12 protein-coding genes are annotated in these 19245 nt (G+C 49.1%); 6 read left to right on the forward strand and 6 right to left on the reverse strand.

Going from position 1 to position 19245, the window contains the following annotated elements; genetic code table 11:
* Positions 1 to 255 precede the first annotated feature (255 nt).
* The 5 genes from nadK to ACXAFQ_RS03450 all read right to left on the reverse strand — a co-directional run bounded on the left by nadK (position 256) and on the right by ACXAFQ_RS03450 (position 5563).
* A complete protein-coding gene (gene nadK, locus ACXAFQ_RS03430) occupies positions 256 to 1131 on the reverse strand; it encodes an NAD(+) kinase (protein WP_474818161.1) in 876 nt (291 codons plus the stop codon).
* A gap of 71 nt (positions 1132 to 1202) precedes the next feature.
* Entirely contained in the window at positions 1203 to 1967 is a 765-nt protein-coding gene (locus tag ACXAFQ_RS03435) for a 3-hydroxybutyrate dehydrogenase (RefSeq protein ID WP_474818162.1), read from the reverse strand.
* A 9-nt stretch (positions 1968 to 1976) separates the two neighbouring features.
* Positions 1977 to 2975, reverse strand: coding sequence for an extracellular catalytic domain type 2 short-chain-length polyhydroxyalkanoate depolymerase (locus ACXAFQ_RS03440; RefSeq protein ID WP_474818163.1), 999 nt, complete (start codon positions 2973 to 2975; stop codon positions 1977 to 1979).
* A gap of 49 nt (positions 2976 to 3024) precedes the next feature.
* Entirely contained in the window at positions 3025 to 4260 is a 1236-nt protein-coding gene (locus ACXAFQ_RS03445) for an E22 family MetX-like putative esterase (protein WP_474818164.1), read from the reverse strand.
* A 7-nt stretch (positions 4261 to 4267) separates the two neighbouring features.
* A complete protein-coding gene (locus tag ACXAFQ_RS03450; protein WP_474818165.1) occupies positions 4268 to 5563 on the reverse strand; it encodes a GntP family permease in 1296 nt (431 codons plus the stop codon).
* A gap of 191 nt (positions 5564 to 5754) precedes the next feature.
* Between ACXAFQ_RS03450 and ACXAFQ_RS03455 the strand changes: the two genes are divergently transcribed.
* From ACXAFQ_RS03455 to ACXAFQ_RS03470, 4 genes are all read left to right on the forward strand, one after another.
* A complete protein-coding gene (locus ACXAFQ_RS03455) occupies positions 5755 to 8073 on the forward strand; it encodes a TonB-dependent receptor (RefSeq protein WP_474818166.1) in 2319 nt (772 codons plus the stop codon).
* 119 nt (positions 8074 to 8192) lie between these two features.
* Positions 8193 to 8834, forward strand: coding sequence for a response regulator (locus tag ACXAFQ_RS03460; RefSeq protein ID WP_474818411.1), 642 nt, complete (start codon positions 8193 to 8195; stop codon positions 8832 to 8834).
* Positions 8835 to 8967: 133 nt separating this feature from the next.
* Entirely contained in the window at positions 8968 to 10230 is a 1263-nt protein-coding gene (locus ACXAFQ_RS03465) for a cation:proton antiporter (RefSeq protein ID WP_474818167.1), read from the forward strand.
* Between the two features lie 57 nt (positions 10231 to 10287).
* Positions 10288 to 12969: a DUF2339 domain-containing protein gene (locus ACXAFQ_RS03470; RefSeq protein WP_474818168.1), complete on the forward strand. Its 2682-nt coding sequence runs from the start codon at positions 10288 to 10290 to the stop codon at positions 12967 to 12969.
* Between the two features lie 9 nt (positions 12970 to 12978).
* Here ACXAFQ_RS03470 and ACXAFQ_RS03475 read toward each other — a convergent pair whose 3' ends face one another.
* Positions 12979 to 16341: a PAS domain-containing hybrid sensor histidine kinase/response regulator gene (locus ACXAFQ_RS03475; RefSeq protein ID WP_474818169.1), complete on the reverse strand. Its 3363-nt coding sequence runs from the start codon at positions 16339 to 16341 to the stop codon at positions 12979 to 12981.
* A gap of 221 nt (positions 16342 to 16562) precedes the next feature.
* On the opposite strand from ACXAFQ_RS03475, the gene grpE reads away from it, so the two are divergent.
* Complete coding sequence (gene grpE, locus ACXAFQ_RS03480; RefSeq protein ID WP_474818412.1) at positions 16563 to 17177, forward strand: nucleotide exchange factor GrpE; 615 nt, start codon at positions 16563 to 16565, stop codon at positions 17175 to 17177.
* 106 nt (positions 17178 to 17283) lie between these two features.
* Positions 17284 to 19209, forward strand: a complete 1926-nt coding sequence (gene dnaK, locus ACXAFQ_RS03485; RefSeq protein ID WP_474818170.1) for a molecular chaperone DnaK — start codon at positions 17284 to 17286, stop codon at positions 19207 to 19209.
* Positions 19210 to 19245 lie beyond the last annotated feature (36 nt).

A 19245-nucleotide genomic window follows, 5' to 3' on the forward strand; every position in this document is an offset into this window, starting at 1 on the left:
ATTTGAGGGTTAATGAACGATGTTTAACGTTTGTGATGAAATGAATAATATAGTCGTACGAAACAGGAATACTTCAGCTATTTCATTTACAAAATTTAGGCTTAAGTATAATTTGTTGGCTAAGCTTATGATTTTTAATTAAAAATTAATTAAGGTGTGAGTGCTTAGGGAAGGTTGCCTTATTTTGCTGGAAGGGGGACAGCAACGACGGGCTTAATTATTAAACAAATTTCATGTTTAAACCCGCAGCGAATATTAATAAAGTTTACTGCCCCATCCAAGTTTGTTTCGCAGCACATTGAAATAGCTGTAACCCTTCGGGTGGACCAGTTTTAACGTATCTTTACTTTTATGCACGCGTATTTCATCGCCGGGCAACACTGGCAGTACAATGTGACTGTCACAGCTCACCTGTAAACTGTCGCTGTTCACTTTAGAAACGCGCATAGAAACGATACTTTTAGAGTCCACGACGATTGGCCGGCTGCTCAGGGTATGCGGAAACATCGGCACCAGCGTAAGCGCATCGAGATGAGGCACAATAATCGGGCCACCGGCAGAGAGAGAATAAGCCGTTGAGCCTGTTGGCGTGGCCACAATTAATCCATCGGAACGCTGACTGAATACAAACTGGCCATCAATGTAAATCTCAAATTCCATCATGTGCGCCACTTTGCCATGGTGGAGCACCACTTCATTCATCGCGGCATTATTACTGCGCAGTTTTTCATGGCGGTACACGCACACTTCCAGCAGAAAACGCTCTTCGACCACGGTTTCACCGGAAAAAATTATATCCAGCTGTTGTTCAATCTGATCGGGGTGTATGTCGGTTAGGAAGCCAAGATTACCGCGATTTACGCCCACAACATGAATATCGAAACGGGAGAGCACACGGGCGGCGCCCAGCATACTGCCGTCACCACCTATTACCACGGCGAGGTCGGCTTCTTTGCCAATGGTGACCAGGTTCGCCCGCTCGGACTCATTGGTTTCAAGATCGCATTTGATGGACTCTTCAACCAAAACCCGACATTCACGTTTCCGCAAATAGGTAATGAGCTGTTGGAGAGTATCCTGGATGCCACGATGATCGGGTTTTCCGATCAACGCTACCGTTTGATAAGTCATATTCTGGCTAATGCCCGCTTGCCGCTACATTTTTTCGGACATTAGCACAAGTTTTATGAAAAAAGAAAGGGTTAGCGCGCAACCCAGCCGCCGTCTAGCACCATGGTCTGACCGGTAATGTTGCGGGCACCATCGCTCATCAAAAATTTGGTGGTAGCACCGAGCTCTTCAAACGTGATGAAGGCTTTTTTCGGCATCGGCTTCAGCATGATTTCATTGATAACTTCTTCTTCGCTAATGCCGTTTTCTCGCGCTTGGTCGGCAATTTGCTTTTCAACCAACGGGGTTTTCACGTAAGCCGGGCAAACGGTGTTGATAGTGACATTACAGTCGCCGGTTTCAAGGGCAATCGTTTTCGCGAAACCCAACAAACCATGTTTTGCTGCTACATAAGCCGACTTAAACGGCGAAGCGACCAGCGAATGAATAGAGCCTATATTAATGATGCGGCCAAAGTCTTTTTCGCGCATGCCAGGCAGAAACGCTTGAGTGAGCAGGGCCGGGCCAACCAACATGATATTAATTAACTGCTGCCACTTCTCGGGTGGAAAGTCTTCAATTTTGGATACGTGCTGAATGCCGGCGTTGTTAATCAATACGTCGACTTTTACGTCGCCGAGCTTTTCCGGCAATGCAGCAACCTGCTTGGCATCACACACGTTGACTTCGATGGCTTGGGCACTATGGCCTTCATCTTTTAACTTCTGTGAGGCTGACTCTGCGGCGTCCAGGTCAATGTCGGCGATAATTAAATGATGACCCTCGGAGGCAAGGGATTCGGCAATACCGTAGCCAATGCCACTGGCACCACCGGTGATAAAAATGTTTAAAGCCATGATAAATCCTTACTTAGATGATAATCCCAAAACGATGTTGCGAACGGCAGTGATCTGCTTTCCGCTGCGTGTGGCGTAATCTTCACCGGTGTAACCCCACCAGTCCCAGCATCCCTGAGGATTCAACGGCATAACTAGAGACGACGTCGTCTGCGGGTAAACAACCACCATGTTGTTGCTGTCTGCCCACTGATTCATTCCGGTTTGTTCTACATAAGCCATGCCCACAGTGTCAGCGAATTGGTTACAGCCGTGGAAGCTCACGTGTACCTGACAGTCTTCACCTTCAGCGCAACTGGCAGGAATATAAGCATAGCCTTTTTCTGCCAGCGTGGCAGCGCTCTTACCACCGAGTTTCTGCTGGTTAAAGCTGACTACCTTGCCGGTGAGGGAATCACTGGCGGGTTTTAAATCATCAATCAAGTGGTTGAGCATTTCGCCGGCGGCATCGTAATCGCAATTGCCGATGAAAGGAGAGGATGATGACATGCACTGACCGCCACGATCCTTTGTAGGGAATAAATGGGCGATCGGTTTATTATCAATGTACTTTATTTGTTCAGATGGCATCAATGCCTGATATTGTGCGGTAAGTGCATCGCTAACCGATTTGTTCACTCTTACGTCACGGGTGCCATGAAACAGCCATACCTTATCGTTCTGCAGGTTGGACAATTCAGCGATTTTCTTATTGGCAGCCAACGTCTTCACTTTGTCGTTAAGCGCTTCAGTATCGATGGCCGGTTCACTTTTGTCCACGCATTGGCTAAGTGCTACCGTGATGTCGCCCTGAGCACAGTAGTAAGGGCCTGCTGCAAGAATACCGGCGCCAATGATCCAATCGCTATACGCAATATGCATCTGGTTAGCCATATAACCGCCAGATGATAAGCCCGACACAGTGATATGTTCTACATCCAGCTGCAATGGCGGTACCTGTGCAGCGACTGTTGCACTGAATGCGGCGGTAAGAAGGGCGGTAGAGGCTTTTATTTTCAGTCCGTGCATAGTTGGCTTCCGTTTTATTAATTGGGTGTTTGGTTTTAGATATTTCAGGTTATTGGGGCTCATCATTTAAAAAGGCCCGCAGCAGGTCAGCTTTTTGGCTGATATCAGCCACACCTTCCAGGTGTCCCAGTGCGCCTTCCAGATAGTCAATTTGTGTATTTTTGCCCTGAGATTTAAGAATGCTGTATGGCTTTTCAGCCATATACGGCATCAACAGCAAGTCGGTTTTCGCAGGAAGGTACAGGGTTTTGGCTTTCACGTTTTTCAAGCCGGCCTCTAAAGAACCCGCATACCCGGTAACAAACAACTGGTTTGCCCGAACCAAATAAAGCAGGTGATTGGCATCCATCAAGTCGGCGCGCTCCTCGGCGCGACCGCGCAACCAGTTCACTATGGAATGGGTGGTGTGGATATCGTTCAGCGGCGTTTGCTCTTGCGGCGTATAGCCTAGTGCCTGACCGGTCTGATTAAAGAAATCCGGGTGCAGCGCTTGGAGGGTAATACTCATTAATGCGGCTACCAGTCCGCCTTTCGGTGGCGCTTCGCGAGTGTAATCACCGTTATTCCAGTTTTTATCCAAACGAATAGGTATGGCCCATTGTTCTAATGCCGCGGCCGTCCAAGCGTCGGCCTGGGCTGCGGGAATAACAGCCACCATACGCGGCACCCATTCCGGGTACGTCGCCGCCCAATCTTGTGCTTGCATTGAACCCATCGAAGGGCCAACTACGGCATGCAGTTTGGAAATGCCTAAGCTTTCCAGCACCAACTTCTGCACGTTAACAAAATCGCGGATAGTCACGACGGGAAAAGTCAGCCCATAGGGTTTGCCTGTTTCGGGATTAATAGAAGCGGGGCCAGTGGTGACAACGTTCGGATCGTAGGCCGAAATATTCACCAGTGAGTCCACACTGATCACAAAATACTTGTTGGTATCAATGGCTTTACCTGGCCCGATGATAGCATCCCAATAGCCAGGTTCAGCGTCATCGACAGAGTACCGACCGGCAGCGTGAGAATTACCAGAGAAATAATGGGTGATCAGAATGACGTTATCTTTGGCCGCATTGAGTTCACCATAGCTTTCCCAACCTACATTTACTTCCGGAATGGTTTTTCCGCCGTAGGTTTTAAAGTTAGTCGTGGTAAATACCTGTTTTTCAGTCATTAGTGTGACCTTTTCTGGAGATGAAGGCGTGGCTGCACAGGCTGTCTGCGACAACGAGGCTAGCACTGCCATTGACCATACCAGCACCAGATGAAGATTAAGAGTCGGTTTCGTCATAATTGCCTCAAAAAATGCTGAAAATGGTAATCGCGATAGCGAGACCAATTACCGGCACCACCACAGTGAGCGCCGCCATTGGGCCGTAAGCCGCTTTATGCGTTTCCCGGCAGATGGCGCGTATGGTCGTCACCACGTAACCATTGTGGGGCAGGGAATCCAGCGCGCCGGATGAGATAGACACAATACGATGTAATTGCTCGGGCTGCACGCCTTGATCAATATAGTGAGGCGCCACGAGGGGCAGCACAATGACCTGTCCACCTGAAGCAGAGCCGGTAAGGCCCGCCATAACACTTACCGCAATCGCCGCGCCGATAAGTTCGTTGCCGGGGATCTGCGTCATAATCTCAACCGTTTGCTGAAAGGCTTCGGTGTTTTTCGCAATAGCGCCAAAACCTACCACTGCAGCTGTATTACCAATAGCAACCAGTGCGCCTGTAGTGCCTTCATTCACTGCGCGCCCGAGGTTGTGGAAGTAGTTAAAGTTGAGCACCATCAGGGTTAATACGCCACCGGTTAAGGCCACAATTAATGCTAATTGCGCCAACGAATCGTGCAATAGGAAAGAGAGGCCGAGTACCACAAACAGGGGGAGCACGCCGGTAATCGGATTCGGGTAGTCACGCGCTTCGATCTTGGGATCTTCTGGTCGCTCTTCGAAACGTTCGCCGTTGGCAATGGCTTTTTTAATCATGCGTTTAAGCCACCAGTAACCAAAGGTGGCCATAAAAATAGCCACTAACAAACTGACTTCCCAGGCTGCAAAAGGTGTGGTGCCAAGGTATTTAATCGGGATCCAGTTCTGGATCTCTGGTGAACCGGCGGACGTCATAGTGAAGGTCACCGAGCCAAATGCCAATGTTGCGGGAATAAAGCGGCGGGGCAGGTTGGCATCTTTGAATAGGCTCAATGCCATGGGGTACACCGAGAAAGCCACCACGAACAGGCTCACGCCGCCGTATGTCAGAATGGCGCAGGCAAGCACAATTGCCAACACGGCGTGTTTAAAACCGAGTTTGTTTACAATCCAGCGCGCTACCGAGTCTGCTGCACCGGTGTCTTCCATGAACTTTCCGAAAATAGCCCCGAGCAAGAACATAAAAAACCAGGCAGCGATAAAACCTGAAAATCCACTCATGTACAGGCTAACGAAATTTTCTTCGCCACTGAAAAGGGGGATACCGCTGGTGAGGGCAACAATCACAGCGCAAAGCGGCGCCGCAATGAATAAATTCATACCACGAATGGTGAGCACAATAAGCAGGGCTAGCCCGCCTGTGAGTCCAATCATACTTATCATTTGAAGATTCCTTTAAAACAATCTGTGACCGCAGTTGCTTCAGGAACTGTTTTAAATTGTGTCGGTAAAACAGCGTGTTGCCCATAGTACGATGGTACTACTCACAAAAACAAAAAATTAACATAGTCTTAAAAAAGACCGCTGCTTCAGACACTGAATTGATAACAGATAACAATCAAAAGGGACATGACATGAACACGACACACAACCCCTACACCTTTGCCAGAACCCTCTGCGCCGTTGCCGTCACCACCGCTTGTCTAAGCAGCCAAAGTGCGCTGGCTCAGGATACTGAAGACGCAAGCCGCGGCAAGCTCGAGCGCATCGAAGTCACAGCCCGTAAAACGGTGGAATCTTTACAAGAAACCCCGGTCGCAATTACTTCCGTTGGTGCGGTTGAGTTAGCGGAAAAGGGCATTAGCGTTTTAACTGAAATTCAACAGTTTTCGCCCAATACCACATTGCAAACTAGTCGGGGGACTAATTCGACGTTAACTGCGTTTATTCGTGGTATGGGGCAGCAAGATCCGCTGTGGGGTTATGAGCCTGGCGTCGGAATTTACGTAGATGATATGTACATTGCCCGGCCGCAAGGTGCCGTGCTGGATTTACTGGATGTGCAGCGCATCGAAGTACTTCGCGGCCCACAAGGTACGCTTTATGGCAAAAACACCATTGGTGGTGCAGTGAAGTATGTCACCAAACAAATGTCCGGATCGCCCGAACTAACAGTAGAAGGCACAGTAGGCAACTACAGCCGTAAAGACGTGAAGGTGATGGGTCAGTATCCCATCATGGAAGACAAAGTGTACCTTGGGTTTGGGTACGCGAATCTAAACCGCGATGGTTATGGTGAGTTCCTGCAAAGTGCGTTAGACGGACAAGATCGTGAAAACTACAACAAAGATTTATGGGCAGCCCGACTGACGTTGGAAATTGAGCCCACCGACGATTTATTCCTGCGCTTTGGTTGGGATAAAACCGAAGACAAATCTAACGCCAAGGGCGGCTATCGCCTTATCGATAGTCAACGTACCGATGCGCCAGTGCCAGATTCTGTGTACGACTCATATACCAGTATGCCAACGTGGAATTTGGTTGAGTTGGAAGGCTATAGCTGGATGGCGCGCTACGATGTCAGTGATGCGCTGGAGTTAAAATACATCGGTTCTCATCGTGAAAGTTATTCTCCAACCAATATCGATTTCGATAATACGGCATTGGATATCTTTGATGTACCGGCTATTTATGAAGATGAAAATGATACCCATGAATTGCAGTTCAATTATGCCGGTAGTCACTTCAGTCTGGTAGGGGGCCTGTACTATTACGACGGCGAATCATGCGGCGTATTCGATGCTGTACTAGGCGTACTGGGTCGTGACTACGCAGCGCTGGGGATCTTCCCGGAAGGCACCACTGGCTTTACTCGTGAAGTGTCTGGCTGTAATAACAGTGAAAGTACTGCCGCTTATGGCCAGCTAAACTATGACATTACAGAGAAACTGTCTGTTTCTTTGGGCGCTCGTTTTACCGATGAAGAGAAACAAGCAACCGTTTTCAATGGAACAGTACTGTATAATTTGTATCCCGAAAGTGGCTGGTACGATGGCTATGTGCGCCCTGATGGCGTGTCTATGCCGCAGGTGCTGGGCACCGACACGGACGGCGATGGTGTACCCGATGCTCCTGCCGTTGATAGCTGGTCACGTTTCACCCCTCGCGTGGGTGTGGAATATCAATGGTCGCCAGACATGATGTTTTTCGCCAGTTACTCTCAGGGCTTTAAATCAGGTACTTTTAACCCTCGTGCTACCTTTAATGAGCCCGGCGTCGATCCAGAAGTGGTGGATTCCTTCGAACTGGGCATGAAAAGTGACCTGACCGACCAACTGCGCTTTAACCTCACATTGTTCTCCTATGACCACAAAGATCGCCAGTACATTGGTATTGAAGGTAACTCTGATGATCCAACGGCGCTGCTACAGCGTCTGCGTAATGCCGCAGAAACATCGGCAACAGGCGCAGAACTGGAAATGACCTACGTTGCTACTGAGAACCTGAGTTTTGACGTGGCCTACGGTTTCATTGATTTTGAAATTAAAGAAAACAATGCCGTGCCTCCACTGATTGGCCTGGCAAGCACGCCGGAAAATACGCTGAATATTGCTGCTAAGTATTTTATACAGACCGACATGGGGGATTTTGTATTTAACGCCAACTATTACTACCGTGACGATTACCTGTTATTTGAAGCCAGTGATCTGATTAAGCAGGATGCCTACGGCATGGTGAACGCCAGCGTGACCTGGGAAAGCATGGAAGGTGACTGGTATGCCGGCCTGCACGTGAAGAACCTCACCGATGAAGAATATTTGGTGGGGGGTTATGACTTTGTTACCCGCAACGACGATGGTTCTTACGGCGTTGGTCTGGGTAACGATACTACGCTGGCCGGCTATTATGGCGACCCGCGTACTGTACACTTGACGGTGGGTTATCGTTTTTGATTTGGGTTAAAGCGCTTTAGGCAAACGGGCGGCATAGTGTCGCCCGTTTTTCATTTCATCGCTTGATTCCTTCTGCGTTCTGGGTCACAGTAACATGGATTTCACAAATGTTTGACACTATGCAAGCCAATGTACTGATTGCCGATGATCATCCTTTGTTCCGCGCCGCCATGCGCCAGGCCATGAATGATATCGTAAAGGGAAAAATCAGCGAGGTGGCAACGCTTGATGAAGCTGTTGCCCATCTTGAGAAGGACAGCGACATCGATTTGGTTTTTCTCGACATTAATATGCCAGGTAACGCGGGCCTAACCGGTTTGGCCGAACTGCGCTCTCGCCACCCTGACGTATTAGTGGTTGTGGTGTCGGCAGAAGAGTCGCCGGTGTTAATTGAACGCTCGGTCACACTAGGCGCCAGCGGTTACATTCCCAAATCTACGCCACTACCATTGATTGCCAAAGCCGTTGAACTCGTTCTCGAAGGCGAGCAATGGCTGCCCTCCGGCTGGAACGATACGCTTGTCACCAACGTGCCAACATCTGATAACCAGTTTACAAGAGGCCTGGCACAACTCACACCTCACCAGTTCAAAGTACTGAAAATGATTGCTGATGGACTGCTTAATAAGCAAATTGCCTACGAGCTGGATATCTCTGAATCGACAGTAAAACAGCATGTTTCGGCGGTATTGCGCAAGCTAGGTGTGATAAATCGCACCAAGGCGGGCGTGTTGTTTAATCAGTTGATGCAAAATGAGTAAACTGTTGTACATGTTTATCCGTAACTGCATTTATTGATTAAATCAAAACTCATCACGCTTCAACTTTTTCAAGCACTACAGCGTTTCGCTTGTTTGCAGCGATAGTGTACATCCATAACGAAGAACTTATTTTATGATAGATACCGACATTTTCATTGTCGCTGTTGGCGTTATTCTTTTTGCACTGGTCTCTGGACAAGCAGACAATCGTTCGATAACCGGGCCCATTGTTTTCACAGGGTTTGGGTTGCTTATTGGTGCCGCTGGCTTGGATCTAGTCAATCTCTCGATAAAAAACGAAGCGATAAATATTTTGGCCGAAGTTACCTTGGTAGTCACCCTGTTCTGCGATGCATCTCGGATAAACGTAACCGCGCTGACAAAGGAGCACAGAATTCCTATCCGTTTGCTCACTATAGGTCTGCCTTTATGTATGTTTGCAGGTGCGCTCGTTGCTTGGGGACTTTTTCCAGCACTTGGCTTCGGCGCGTCACTCTTGCTTGGAATTGCGCTAGCGCCAACGGATGCGGCACTTGGACAAGCGGTGGTTTCGAATCAAGCTGTGCCACAGCGGGTCAGGCAGGCTTTAAATGTAGAAAGCGGGCTTAATGATGGCCTCGCTTATCCGGCACTCCTGATAGTCGCATCTTTCGTGCTGGGTTCTGAAGAAATGAAGGGTGCTGCTGAGTGGTTGATATTTGTGGCTGAACAGGTAATTTTGGGCCCTCTAGTTGGCGGCCTAATTGGCATGGCTGGCGCTATAGCAGCAGAAAAAGCGAAAGAAAATAAGTGGATGGATGAGGCATTCTCTCAAATTATCGTCCTTGGGTTGGCATTAGCGGCTTACGCGGGAGCCGGTGCTGTTGGAGGGAATGGTTTTTTGGCTGCCTTCACCGCAGGTTTAATGGTGGCAACTCGAGCTAAACACATTGTAAAGGAGGCTGCCCGGTTTGGTGAGGCTGAAGGACAACTACTAAGTCTGGTCGTCTTTTTGCTGTTTGGGGCGATATTATTGCCCGATGCCTTTACCAGTGGCATATTGAACTGGCGGATTTGGCTCTATGCTGTACTATCTTTAACTGTTCTGAGAATGTTGCCGGTGGCCATATCGTTAATTGGTGCAGGACTGCGGCCTGCGACAATTATTTTCATAGGGTGGTTTGGGCCTCGCGGGTTAGCATCAATTCTTTATGTTTTACTTTTGCTGGAGCAGAGCGACATTGGTATAGCAAATGTCGTCGTACAGATTGTGTTTGCCAGTGTCATATTGTCTGTGTTCGCTCATGGCCTCACAGCGATGCCATTCGCCAGGTATTATGCTGATATTTTAAATGCGAAAACTGGAGCATCTGAAAATGTAAGGGTAAAGGCGTTCCCGACACGTCATAATTCCTAACGCACTTTGATATTTCGCGTTGCCGCGCAATCATCACCCAAACAATAAGGAGTAGGCATGGATGGCCTCATGATCCTGGCAGTGTTATTTGTTCTATTTCTGCTTGCTGGCGGACTTCTGTCTTTTGCGAATTTTTCCACTATTCGCCAATTACGCCGCGAGATTGCTACGCTAAAAAATCTAGTGAATTTACAGTCTGGCCAAATCACCCGCCTGAATAAAAAAATAGGATCGGGTGATGAAAAGCCCAGTACCACTGCAACATCGCAACCGCAGGAAAATGCACCGGTAACTACTACACCGAAGACAGTTTCAAACGCGCCAACGCCTGTTTCCGCCCCGGTATCTGTTCCTGCTTCCGTGTCTTCACCATCTTTACCGTCGGAAAAATTAGCAGAGAACAGTAAAGAAAGCTCTCCCTGGGATAGCGGGTTTGACATTGAGCAATTTCTACGTGGAAACGGCCTGTTCTGGTTGGGTGGTCTGGTGCTGGCCATTGGCGGTATTTTTCTTGCCCGCTACTCTATTGAAGCCGGATTGTTGTCGCCGGGTTTGCGCGTCGTATTAGGCGGCCTGTTCGGTACTGTACTGGTGGGCACAGCGGAGTACTTATCCCGCTATCGTGAGAAGTTTCACATCTATTCGCCTTACGTGTGCGCAGCCATTGCCTGCGGTGGGGTAATCACCTGTTTTGCCATGGTGCTGGTGGCTTACGACTATTACCACTTTATCAGTGCAGAATTAGGTTTTGCTCTGCTCGCTGCAATCGCGCTTATTGCAACCTGGCTGGCACTACGCTTTGGACCGGTATTGGCGTGGATAGGTGTTATTGGCGCCTATATCGTACCCGTGTTGGTGAGTACAGATTCGCCGAATATTGCTATCTTGTATGCGTACATTTTGTTAGTGTCGGCATCGGCTACATGGATTGCACAGTCAGTGCGTCAGAGAAAGATATGGTGGCTTAGCTTTGCGGCACATACATTATGGATGCTGTGGGCCAGCGCGGAAGCTGATACCAGCAACTTTGCTGCCGTTATTATTTTTACTCTTTTTACCATTTATCTGTTCGCGCTTTCTGAGTTAGTGCTCTCGCCTTTAGATAAAGTAATGACCGAGACATTACCGGTCAAAGCATTGTTAATGCCGCGCAAAGAGCTGGCCGGGATCATTCTGCCGCTAATAGCGTTGTGTGGTTACCTATCGACCATCAGCGAACCGGTTTATCTGATCATGAGCGCACTCATTATTGGTGTCGTGCTATGTTATCTGCCGAATCGTAACAGCCTGCTAGACTCCTGGCCGTTTTTGGGGCTACTGTTCCAATTGTTTATCTTCGTACGCATGCCTTCCCCCGGCGACTATTCGGACAGCCTGTTTCCATTCACGCATAATTACCTGTTTGCTCAGAGTGCCGCGCTGGCAATGCTGTGGTACAGCGCGTTTATGCTGAAAAAGTGGCAGAGACCGGCTTATTTGATGTTGCTCGTGATTGCGCCTGTTAGTCTGTATGCCGTTAGCTATGCCCTTGCACCCGACGAGGCTGCGGTCGTGCTCTACCCCGTGTGGGCGGCAGAGTTAACGTTGCTGGCTATTGGTGCGGCGCTGGTTTCCATGCGCATTAGTGCTCCGTTGCTAAAGCTTACACTCACTTTACTCAGCAATGCCTGCATTACGCTTTGCCTGACCATGTTGCTGAATGCGGGCACGCTTACATTAGCGCTGGCAATTCAGATTGGAGTCATGAGCTATCTGAGCTGGAAAGCCCGCGTTTCGTTGCCCGACTGGGTGTATAAAGTGGCGCTTACTGCGGTTAGCGTACGACTAACTATGGCACCCTGGCTGGATACGTACTCCGGTGAAACGGTTATTGATGTGCGCTGGACCTTGATCATTCTTCCTATGGTAGTGGCACTGTTCGGGATAAGTCGCTTTTATCAATCATCCACCAGTCTGCGGAAATGGCTGGATGGCGGCATATTGCATCTCACCGCGCTGTTCTTTACCACAGAAACCAGTTATTTGCTGGTAGGGCATTATCCTGATTTTACCGATCTGACCTTCACTGAAAGTGCACTCCTTGCCTGTAACTGGCTGATTTTGTCTGCGGTTTATTTGTGGCGGGCTAGGTTTGCGCAAAGTTTGTCTCGGATTTATCACTGTTACGCCGCATTACTCGTTGCCGCTGCCGCAGTACTTCATGTCGGGTTATCTGGATATAACAACCCGTTTTTTGTACCCATTGCCACCGGCGATGGTGTGTTTCTGAACTGGCTGATTGTGTTGTGGCTACTACCGGCGCTGGTGCTTATTGGGATGGGGATGGCTAGATTATTACCTACGCAAATTACAAAAGGGGCGTGTGTTGTGGGAGGCGTGCTGTTGTTTTTCTATATTAACGGCGTGATCCGTGGCGCATTCCATCCCGGGAATATTGTCATCAGTCACAATATGCCACAGGCAGAACTTTACACGTATTCAATCGTGTGGCTGCTCATCGCGGTAGCAGTTATCTTCGGCGGTCAACACCGCCAGTTAATCACATTGCGTAATGTGGGATTCGGTCTTTTGGCAGTAATCATTCTTAAAGTATTTATTTTTGATACGGCACAGCTAGAAGGGCTGTATCGTGCTATTTCATTCATTGGTCTGGGCTTCAGTCTGGTGGGAATCGGCTGGCTGTACCAAAAGCTAAGTAATGAAAATCAGACCGAGGGTGAGCACAAGGTAGAAGTGTAAACACTGGAATTAGCGGCCACTTAGCAGTTCTTTCAGCAAACGTTTCAGCGCGGGAGGTTTTACCGGCTTCGGAAGGTATCGCAAGCCGGCTGCGGCGGCTTCATCACGAACGCCATCGTCGCGGTTTGCCGTTACTAAAATCCCTGGAACATTCTGTTGCCAGAAGCTTTTCAATGACTTTGCAGCATCGGTGCCTTTCTCGCCAAAATCCAGATGATAGTCAACCAGCATAATGTCTGGCGGTGCGGGGCACACTGCCTGCGCCGAAGACAATGAAGGAGCACAGATTACCTCAGCGCCCCAGTCACCGAGGAGTTCCTGCATGGCCTCGGTAATTTGCTCGTCGTTTTCCAGCAGCAGAATATGCTGTCCCTGTAACCAGGTTGCTTGTGACGTAACACTCTGTTCTTGGGGAGCAATCGCGTTGCGCTGAAGTGCCCGCACAGCCCGGGGCAGGGTAACGGTAAATACCGTGCCTTTGTTTACAGCCGATGCCAAACCAATTTCATGGTCGAGCAGTTGGCTGATGCGCTCCACAATAGTCAGTCCTAATCCCAACCCCTGACTAGCTTCGCGGTTCTCGAGCTGGTGAAACTCTTGAAAAATAATCTGTTGCTGATGTTCGAGTATGCCCGGGCCGGTATCGCACACCCAGATCGCTAACCAATCCGATGATTTACGACGTGTGCCCACTAGAATGGTTCCTGTGCGGGTATAGCGAATGGCATTGGAGATCAAATTCTGCACGATACGCTTCAGGAGCTTTTTGTCAGAGCGCACGACTACGGAGGTGTGAACCTGCTTTAAAAGAAGCTGTTTTTGTTCTGCAATCACCTGGAATTCGTTGATCAGCGGCGTAAGCACATCGTCTAGTGGAAACTCAGTAATTTGAGGTACTAATACGCCCGATTCCAGTTTGGTCATATCTAATAAAGTGGAGAGCAAGGCTTCAGCACTGTTGAGTGATGTGACTAGCCCATGGGACAAACTGGCTAAATCGGAGTCAGTCGTTTTTTGTGACAGCATGCCAGCATAAAGCGTAGCGGCATTAAACGGTTGCATTAAGTCGTGGCCGGCGGCGGCCAGAAAGCGGGATTTACTCTCATTGGCCCGGTCTGCTTCCTGTTTGGCCAGTTCCAATTGTTCAGTACGTTTCAGTACCCGGGCTTCCAAATCCCGTTTAGCGAGTTCCAGTTCTTCTTGTATGCGGATATATTCGCTGATGTCGCTGTATGTTGTTACATAACCGCCGTGGGGGAGCGGACTACCATTAAGTTCGATGACCCGGCCATCGGTCTGGCGGCGAATATATTTATAGCTGCTGCCCTTTTGCATGTAGTCCACACGCTTACTAATTTCATTTTCCACGTCATCGGTTTTACCCAACAAGCCCCGCTCAGCGTTGTACTGCAGCAACGCCTGAATTGGCTGACCCACCTTCAGATAGCCCTTCGGATAGTTAAACAGTTCGACATACCGGTCATTCCAGGCAAGCATGCAAAGCTGCTGGTCGAGCACACTGATCCCTTGTTCAATGTTTTGAACCGATGACTGTAAAATCTCATGATTAAACTGGAATGATTGAGAGGCTTCTTCCACCCAGTCTACAATTTCCCTTAGTGCCCCGGATTTAGATTGGGCAATGGCTGAGAGCAGAATGCGGGCGCTTGGTGTGCCCACCTGAACGGCCAGTAACTTTTCTACCCGTTGCAACAGCGCCATGCTGGCGAAACCGTCTGTGTTGGCATGGGCAGAAAGCTGGCTTTTCAATGTAAGGTTAACACTGGGCTCAAGTACCCGCTCAGTGAGTGAAAATAAATCCTGTATGCGAATGGCAAGATCAGGATGCTTATCGTCGCCGCCAAGGTTTTTATCCTGTTCTTTCTTCGACGATGATAAGAGCGAAATCAAAACTAAGGTGAGCGTATTCATCACCAGGCAGGCAAAGAAACTGGTACCCAGTTGAAGTTCAGAAGGCGCTTTTTCGAAATAGTAACTCGACAGAATAGAGGGGTAGAGTAACCACATTACCCAACAAACAAAGCCAACTAGAATCGCTGATTGCACCGCCCACTTGGCGGTACGCTGCCAGTATAATGAAAACAGCATGGCGGGAAGCAACTGACCGAGCAAAGCGATGGCAATCACCCCGCTTTTTACCAATGGCGCACTTTGACTCACGTTAACGTGGTACCAGTAAGCTACACTAAGTACGACCAGTACCGTGAGTCGCCGCACGGTGAGCAGAGTGGCGGGGCGCATAGTTAATTGCGGGTCATTTTTTAGCCGAATCTTAAGCCAAATGGGGGTAATGAGATTATTCGACATCATGATCCCAAGGGCCAGGGTAGCCACAATTATCATGCTGGTGGTCGCAGACAGCCCGCCAATTAATGCCGCAAGTGAAACCCCGATATTGCCGGTGCTCAAAGGCAGCGCTAATACGAAAGCGTCGGTTTTTACCATGCTGGTATCAAGTAGAATGTGGCCGGCAATGGCGATGGGCAGAATGAATGTTGTCATGCCAATAAGGTAAGCGGGAAAAAGCCAGCGGGCGGTAGCCAGTTCGCCTTCACCGTTACATTCAACAAAATTCATATGAAATTGGCGGGGCAACACGAACAATGAGCACACCCCTAGTAACACATGGCTCAAATACACCAGGGGCGCCGAATCGGCATACAACACTTCGCGGGCAGAGGGATGAACCGTGGCCTGTGCAATTAAGTCAAAGGGGCCGCTGAACAGTCCGTAGCACACAAATATGCCTACCACACACAGGCCAACCAGTTTGATCACAGACTCAACGGCAATGGTAAGCACAAGCCCGGGGTGTTTGTCGGTAAGGTTGAGTGTGCGGGTACCAAACAGAATGGCGAACAGGGCCATTAGCGCTGCAACATATAATCCTACGGTATCTGAGCCTTGTCCTGCATCGTAGGTAATAAGCCGAATACTGGCAGAAATGGCATCTAATTGCAGCGCAATATAGGGAATAACGCCAATAAAGCATAAACCTGTTACCGTGGCTGCCAAAAAGTGGCTATGGCGAAAACGTAGAGCAAAGAAATCCGCTAAAGAAGTGACATTGTGCTTTTGGCAATACCGAACAATTTTTATCAATACAGGGTAGAAAAAAGCCATGCCGAAGATAATGCCGGCATAGGTGGGGACCAGTGCCCAGCCAAATTGTGACGCTTGTGTGGTGGTGCCGAAAAACGCCCAGGAGGTACAGTGGATACCCAGGCCGAGACTGTATAAAACCGGGTGTTGCTGGTTGTCCCGAAGCTTCCGGTCGCCCCAGAAGGCAACCATAAAAAGAAATACGAGATACACCACGGTAATGATGCCGATGGTCCAGATGCTAAACATGCGATCCACAGTGAAAACAATTCGTTAACAAACTCTACCGCAACCTTTCTGTAAAAAATATGGCAATTAGCCACAAATTTTTAGGGGATACCCTTGATAGGCAGTTAACCAACCCCATTATTAGCCCCACTGAACGTATTCACGCTGATTGTGGCAAGGTTTTTAACCCGCAGTCAGCAACACAAAAATTCACCGCAGATGAGTATTGTTGGGAGGATGGCATGAGCGAAGATCGCGACGTGCAGGATCAAAATAAGCCTGAAGACGCAGAAGTGATTCAGGGCGAAGTTGTAAATGAAGAAGCCGCGGAAGCGCAGCCAGTTTCTGAACAGGAGCAGCGCATCTATGAGCTGGAAACTGCACTGGCGGATGCTCAGGCGCAAATCAAAGAGCAGCAGGACAGTGTACTGCGTGCCCGCGCCGACAGCGAAAATGCCCGTCGTCGCGCCGAAGCAGAAGTAGAAAAGGCCCGTAAATTCGCCCTTGAGCGTTTTGCTGGTGAGCTGCTGCCGGTTATCGACAACCTTGAACGTGCTATTCAGGCAGGTGATGCGGACAATGAAGCCGTTAAGCCTCTGATGGAAGGTGTTGACATGACGCTTAAATCTTTCGTCAGCACTATTGAAAAATTCGGTTTAACACCTATTGATCCACAGGGTGAAGGTTTTAATCCGGAGTTGCATCAGGCGATGTCCATGCAGGAAAGCGCCGACCACGCGCCAAACACAGTGATGGCGGTGATGCAGAAAGGTTACCAAATCAACGGGCGTCTGCTTCGTCCGGCTATGGTCATGGTGTCTCGTGCACCAGACGGTGGTGTTGATACGCAGGCGTAACAGGCGACAGCCTAAGAGACTTATTTTTACTGGCGTCTCTTGAATTACCGGGGAATAACCCCACTAATATTGCAGAAATTATTGAATCTTATTTTGGAGACACGAAATGGGTAGAATCATTGGTATCGATTTAGGTACAACAAACTCGTGTGTCGCAGTTCTTGACGGCGACAAACCTCGCGTAATTGAAAACGCTGAAGGCGATCGCACAACGCCTTCAATCATCGCGTACACTAACGACGGTGAGACACTGGTAGGTCAGTCTGCGAAACGTCAGGCAGTAACCAACCCGACTAATACATTATTCGCTATCAAGCGTCTGATCGGCCGTCGCTTCGAAGATAAAGAAGTGCAGCGCGACATCGACATCATGCCTTATAAAATTACCAAGGCTGACAATGGTGACGCCTGGGTAGAAGCGAAAGGCGACAAAATGGCACCGCCGCAGATTTCTGCTGAAGTGCTGAAAAAGATGAAGAAGACCGCTGAAGACTATCTGGGCGAAGAAGTGACTGGCGCAGTAATCACTGTACCTGCTTACTTCAACGATAACCAGCGTCAGGCAACTAAAGATGCCGGTCGTATCGCGGGTCTTGAAGTTAAACGTATTATCAACGAGCCAACAGCTGCTGCCCTCGCTTACGGTATGGACAGAAAGCAAGGCGATAATGTTGTTGCGGTATACGACTTAGGTGGTGGTACCTTCGATATCTCTATCATCGAAATTGATGAAGTTGATGGCGAGCACACCTTTGAAGTACTGGCTACCAATGGTGACACGCACTTAGGTGGTGAAGATTTCGATAACCGCGTAATTACTTATCTGGTTGACGAATTCAAGAAAGATCAGGGCATTGACCTGCGTAAAGATCCGCTGGCTATGCAGCGTCTGAAAGAAGCCGGTGAGAAAGCGAAAATCGAACTGTCTTCTTCACAGCAGACCGAAGTTAACCTGCCGTACATCACTGCAGATGCAACAGGTCCTAAGCACTTAGCAATCAAACTGACCCGAGCGAAACTGGAATCTCTGGTTGAAGACATGGTGAAAGACTCGCTGAAGCCAGTTAGACAAGCACTGGAAGATGCCGACCTGTCAGTTTCTGACATCAACGACATCATTCTGGTTGGTGGTCAGACACGTATGCCTCTGGTGCAGAAGTATGTATCTGAGTTCTTCGGCAAAGAGCCACGTAAAGACGTGAATCCGGATGAAGCGGTTGCTGTTGGTGCAGCTATCCAGGGCGGTGTACTGTCTGGTGATGTAAAAGACGTACTGCTGCTCGACGTTACGCCTCTGTCTCTGGGTATCGAAACCATGGGCGGTGTAATGACCAATCTGATTGAGAAGAACACCACGATTCCTACCAAGAAATCGCAAACCTTCTCAACCGCAGAAGACAACCAGTCTGCAGTAACAGTACACGTACTGCAGGGCGAGCGTAAGCAAGCGTCTGGTAACAAGTCGCTGGGTCAGTTTAACTTAGAAGGTATTCGTCCGGCTTCTCGTGGTACGCCGCAGATCGAAGTAACCTTCGATCTGGATGCTGACGGTATCCTGCACGTATCTGCGAAAGATAAAGATACGGGTAAAGAACAGAAGATCACTATCAAAGCCTCTTCGGGTCTGAGCGATGATGAAATCGAAAAAATGGTTTCTGACGCGGAAGCAAACAAAGAAGCGGATGCCAAGTTTGAAGAACTGATTCAAGCGCGTAACCAGGGTGACGGTATGATTCACGCTACCCGTAAGCAGCTTGATGAAGTGGGTGATGCTTTGTCTGCTGAAGACAAAGCGCCAATCGAAGAAGCTATCTCTGCACTGGAAACTGCGGTTAAAGGCGAAGATAAAGCGGAAATCGAAGCGAAAACGCAGGCGCTGGTTGAAGCATCAGGTAAACTGATGGAAGCGGCTCAGGCCCAACAGGCAGCTGCAGGCGGCGCTGAAGCAGGCGCAGAGCAGCCTTCTGGTCAGAAAGCGGAAGATGATGTTGTTGACGCTGAATTTGAAGAAGTGAAAGACGACAAGAAATAAGCTGTAAGCAATGCTTCCCCGGCGGCACTCTGCCGG

The sequence above is a fragment of the Alteromonas sp. ABH2_165 genome (assembly GCF_056159945.1).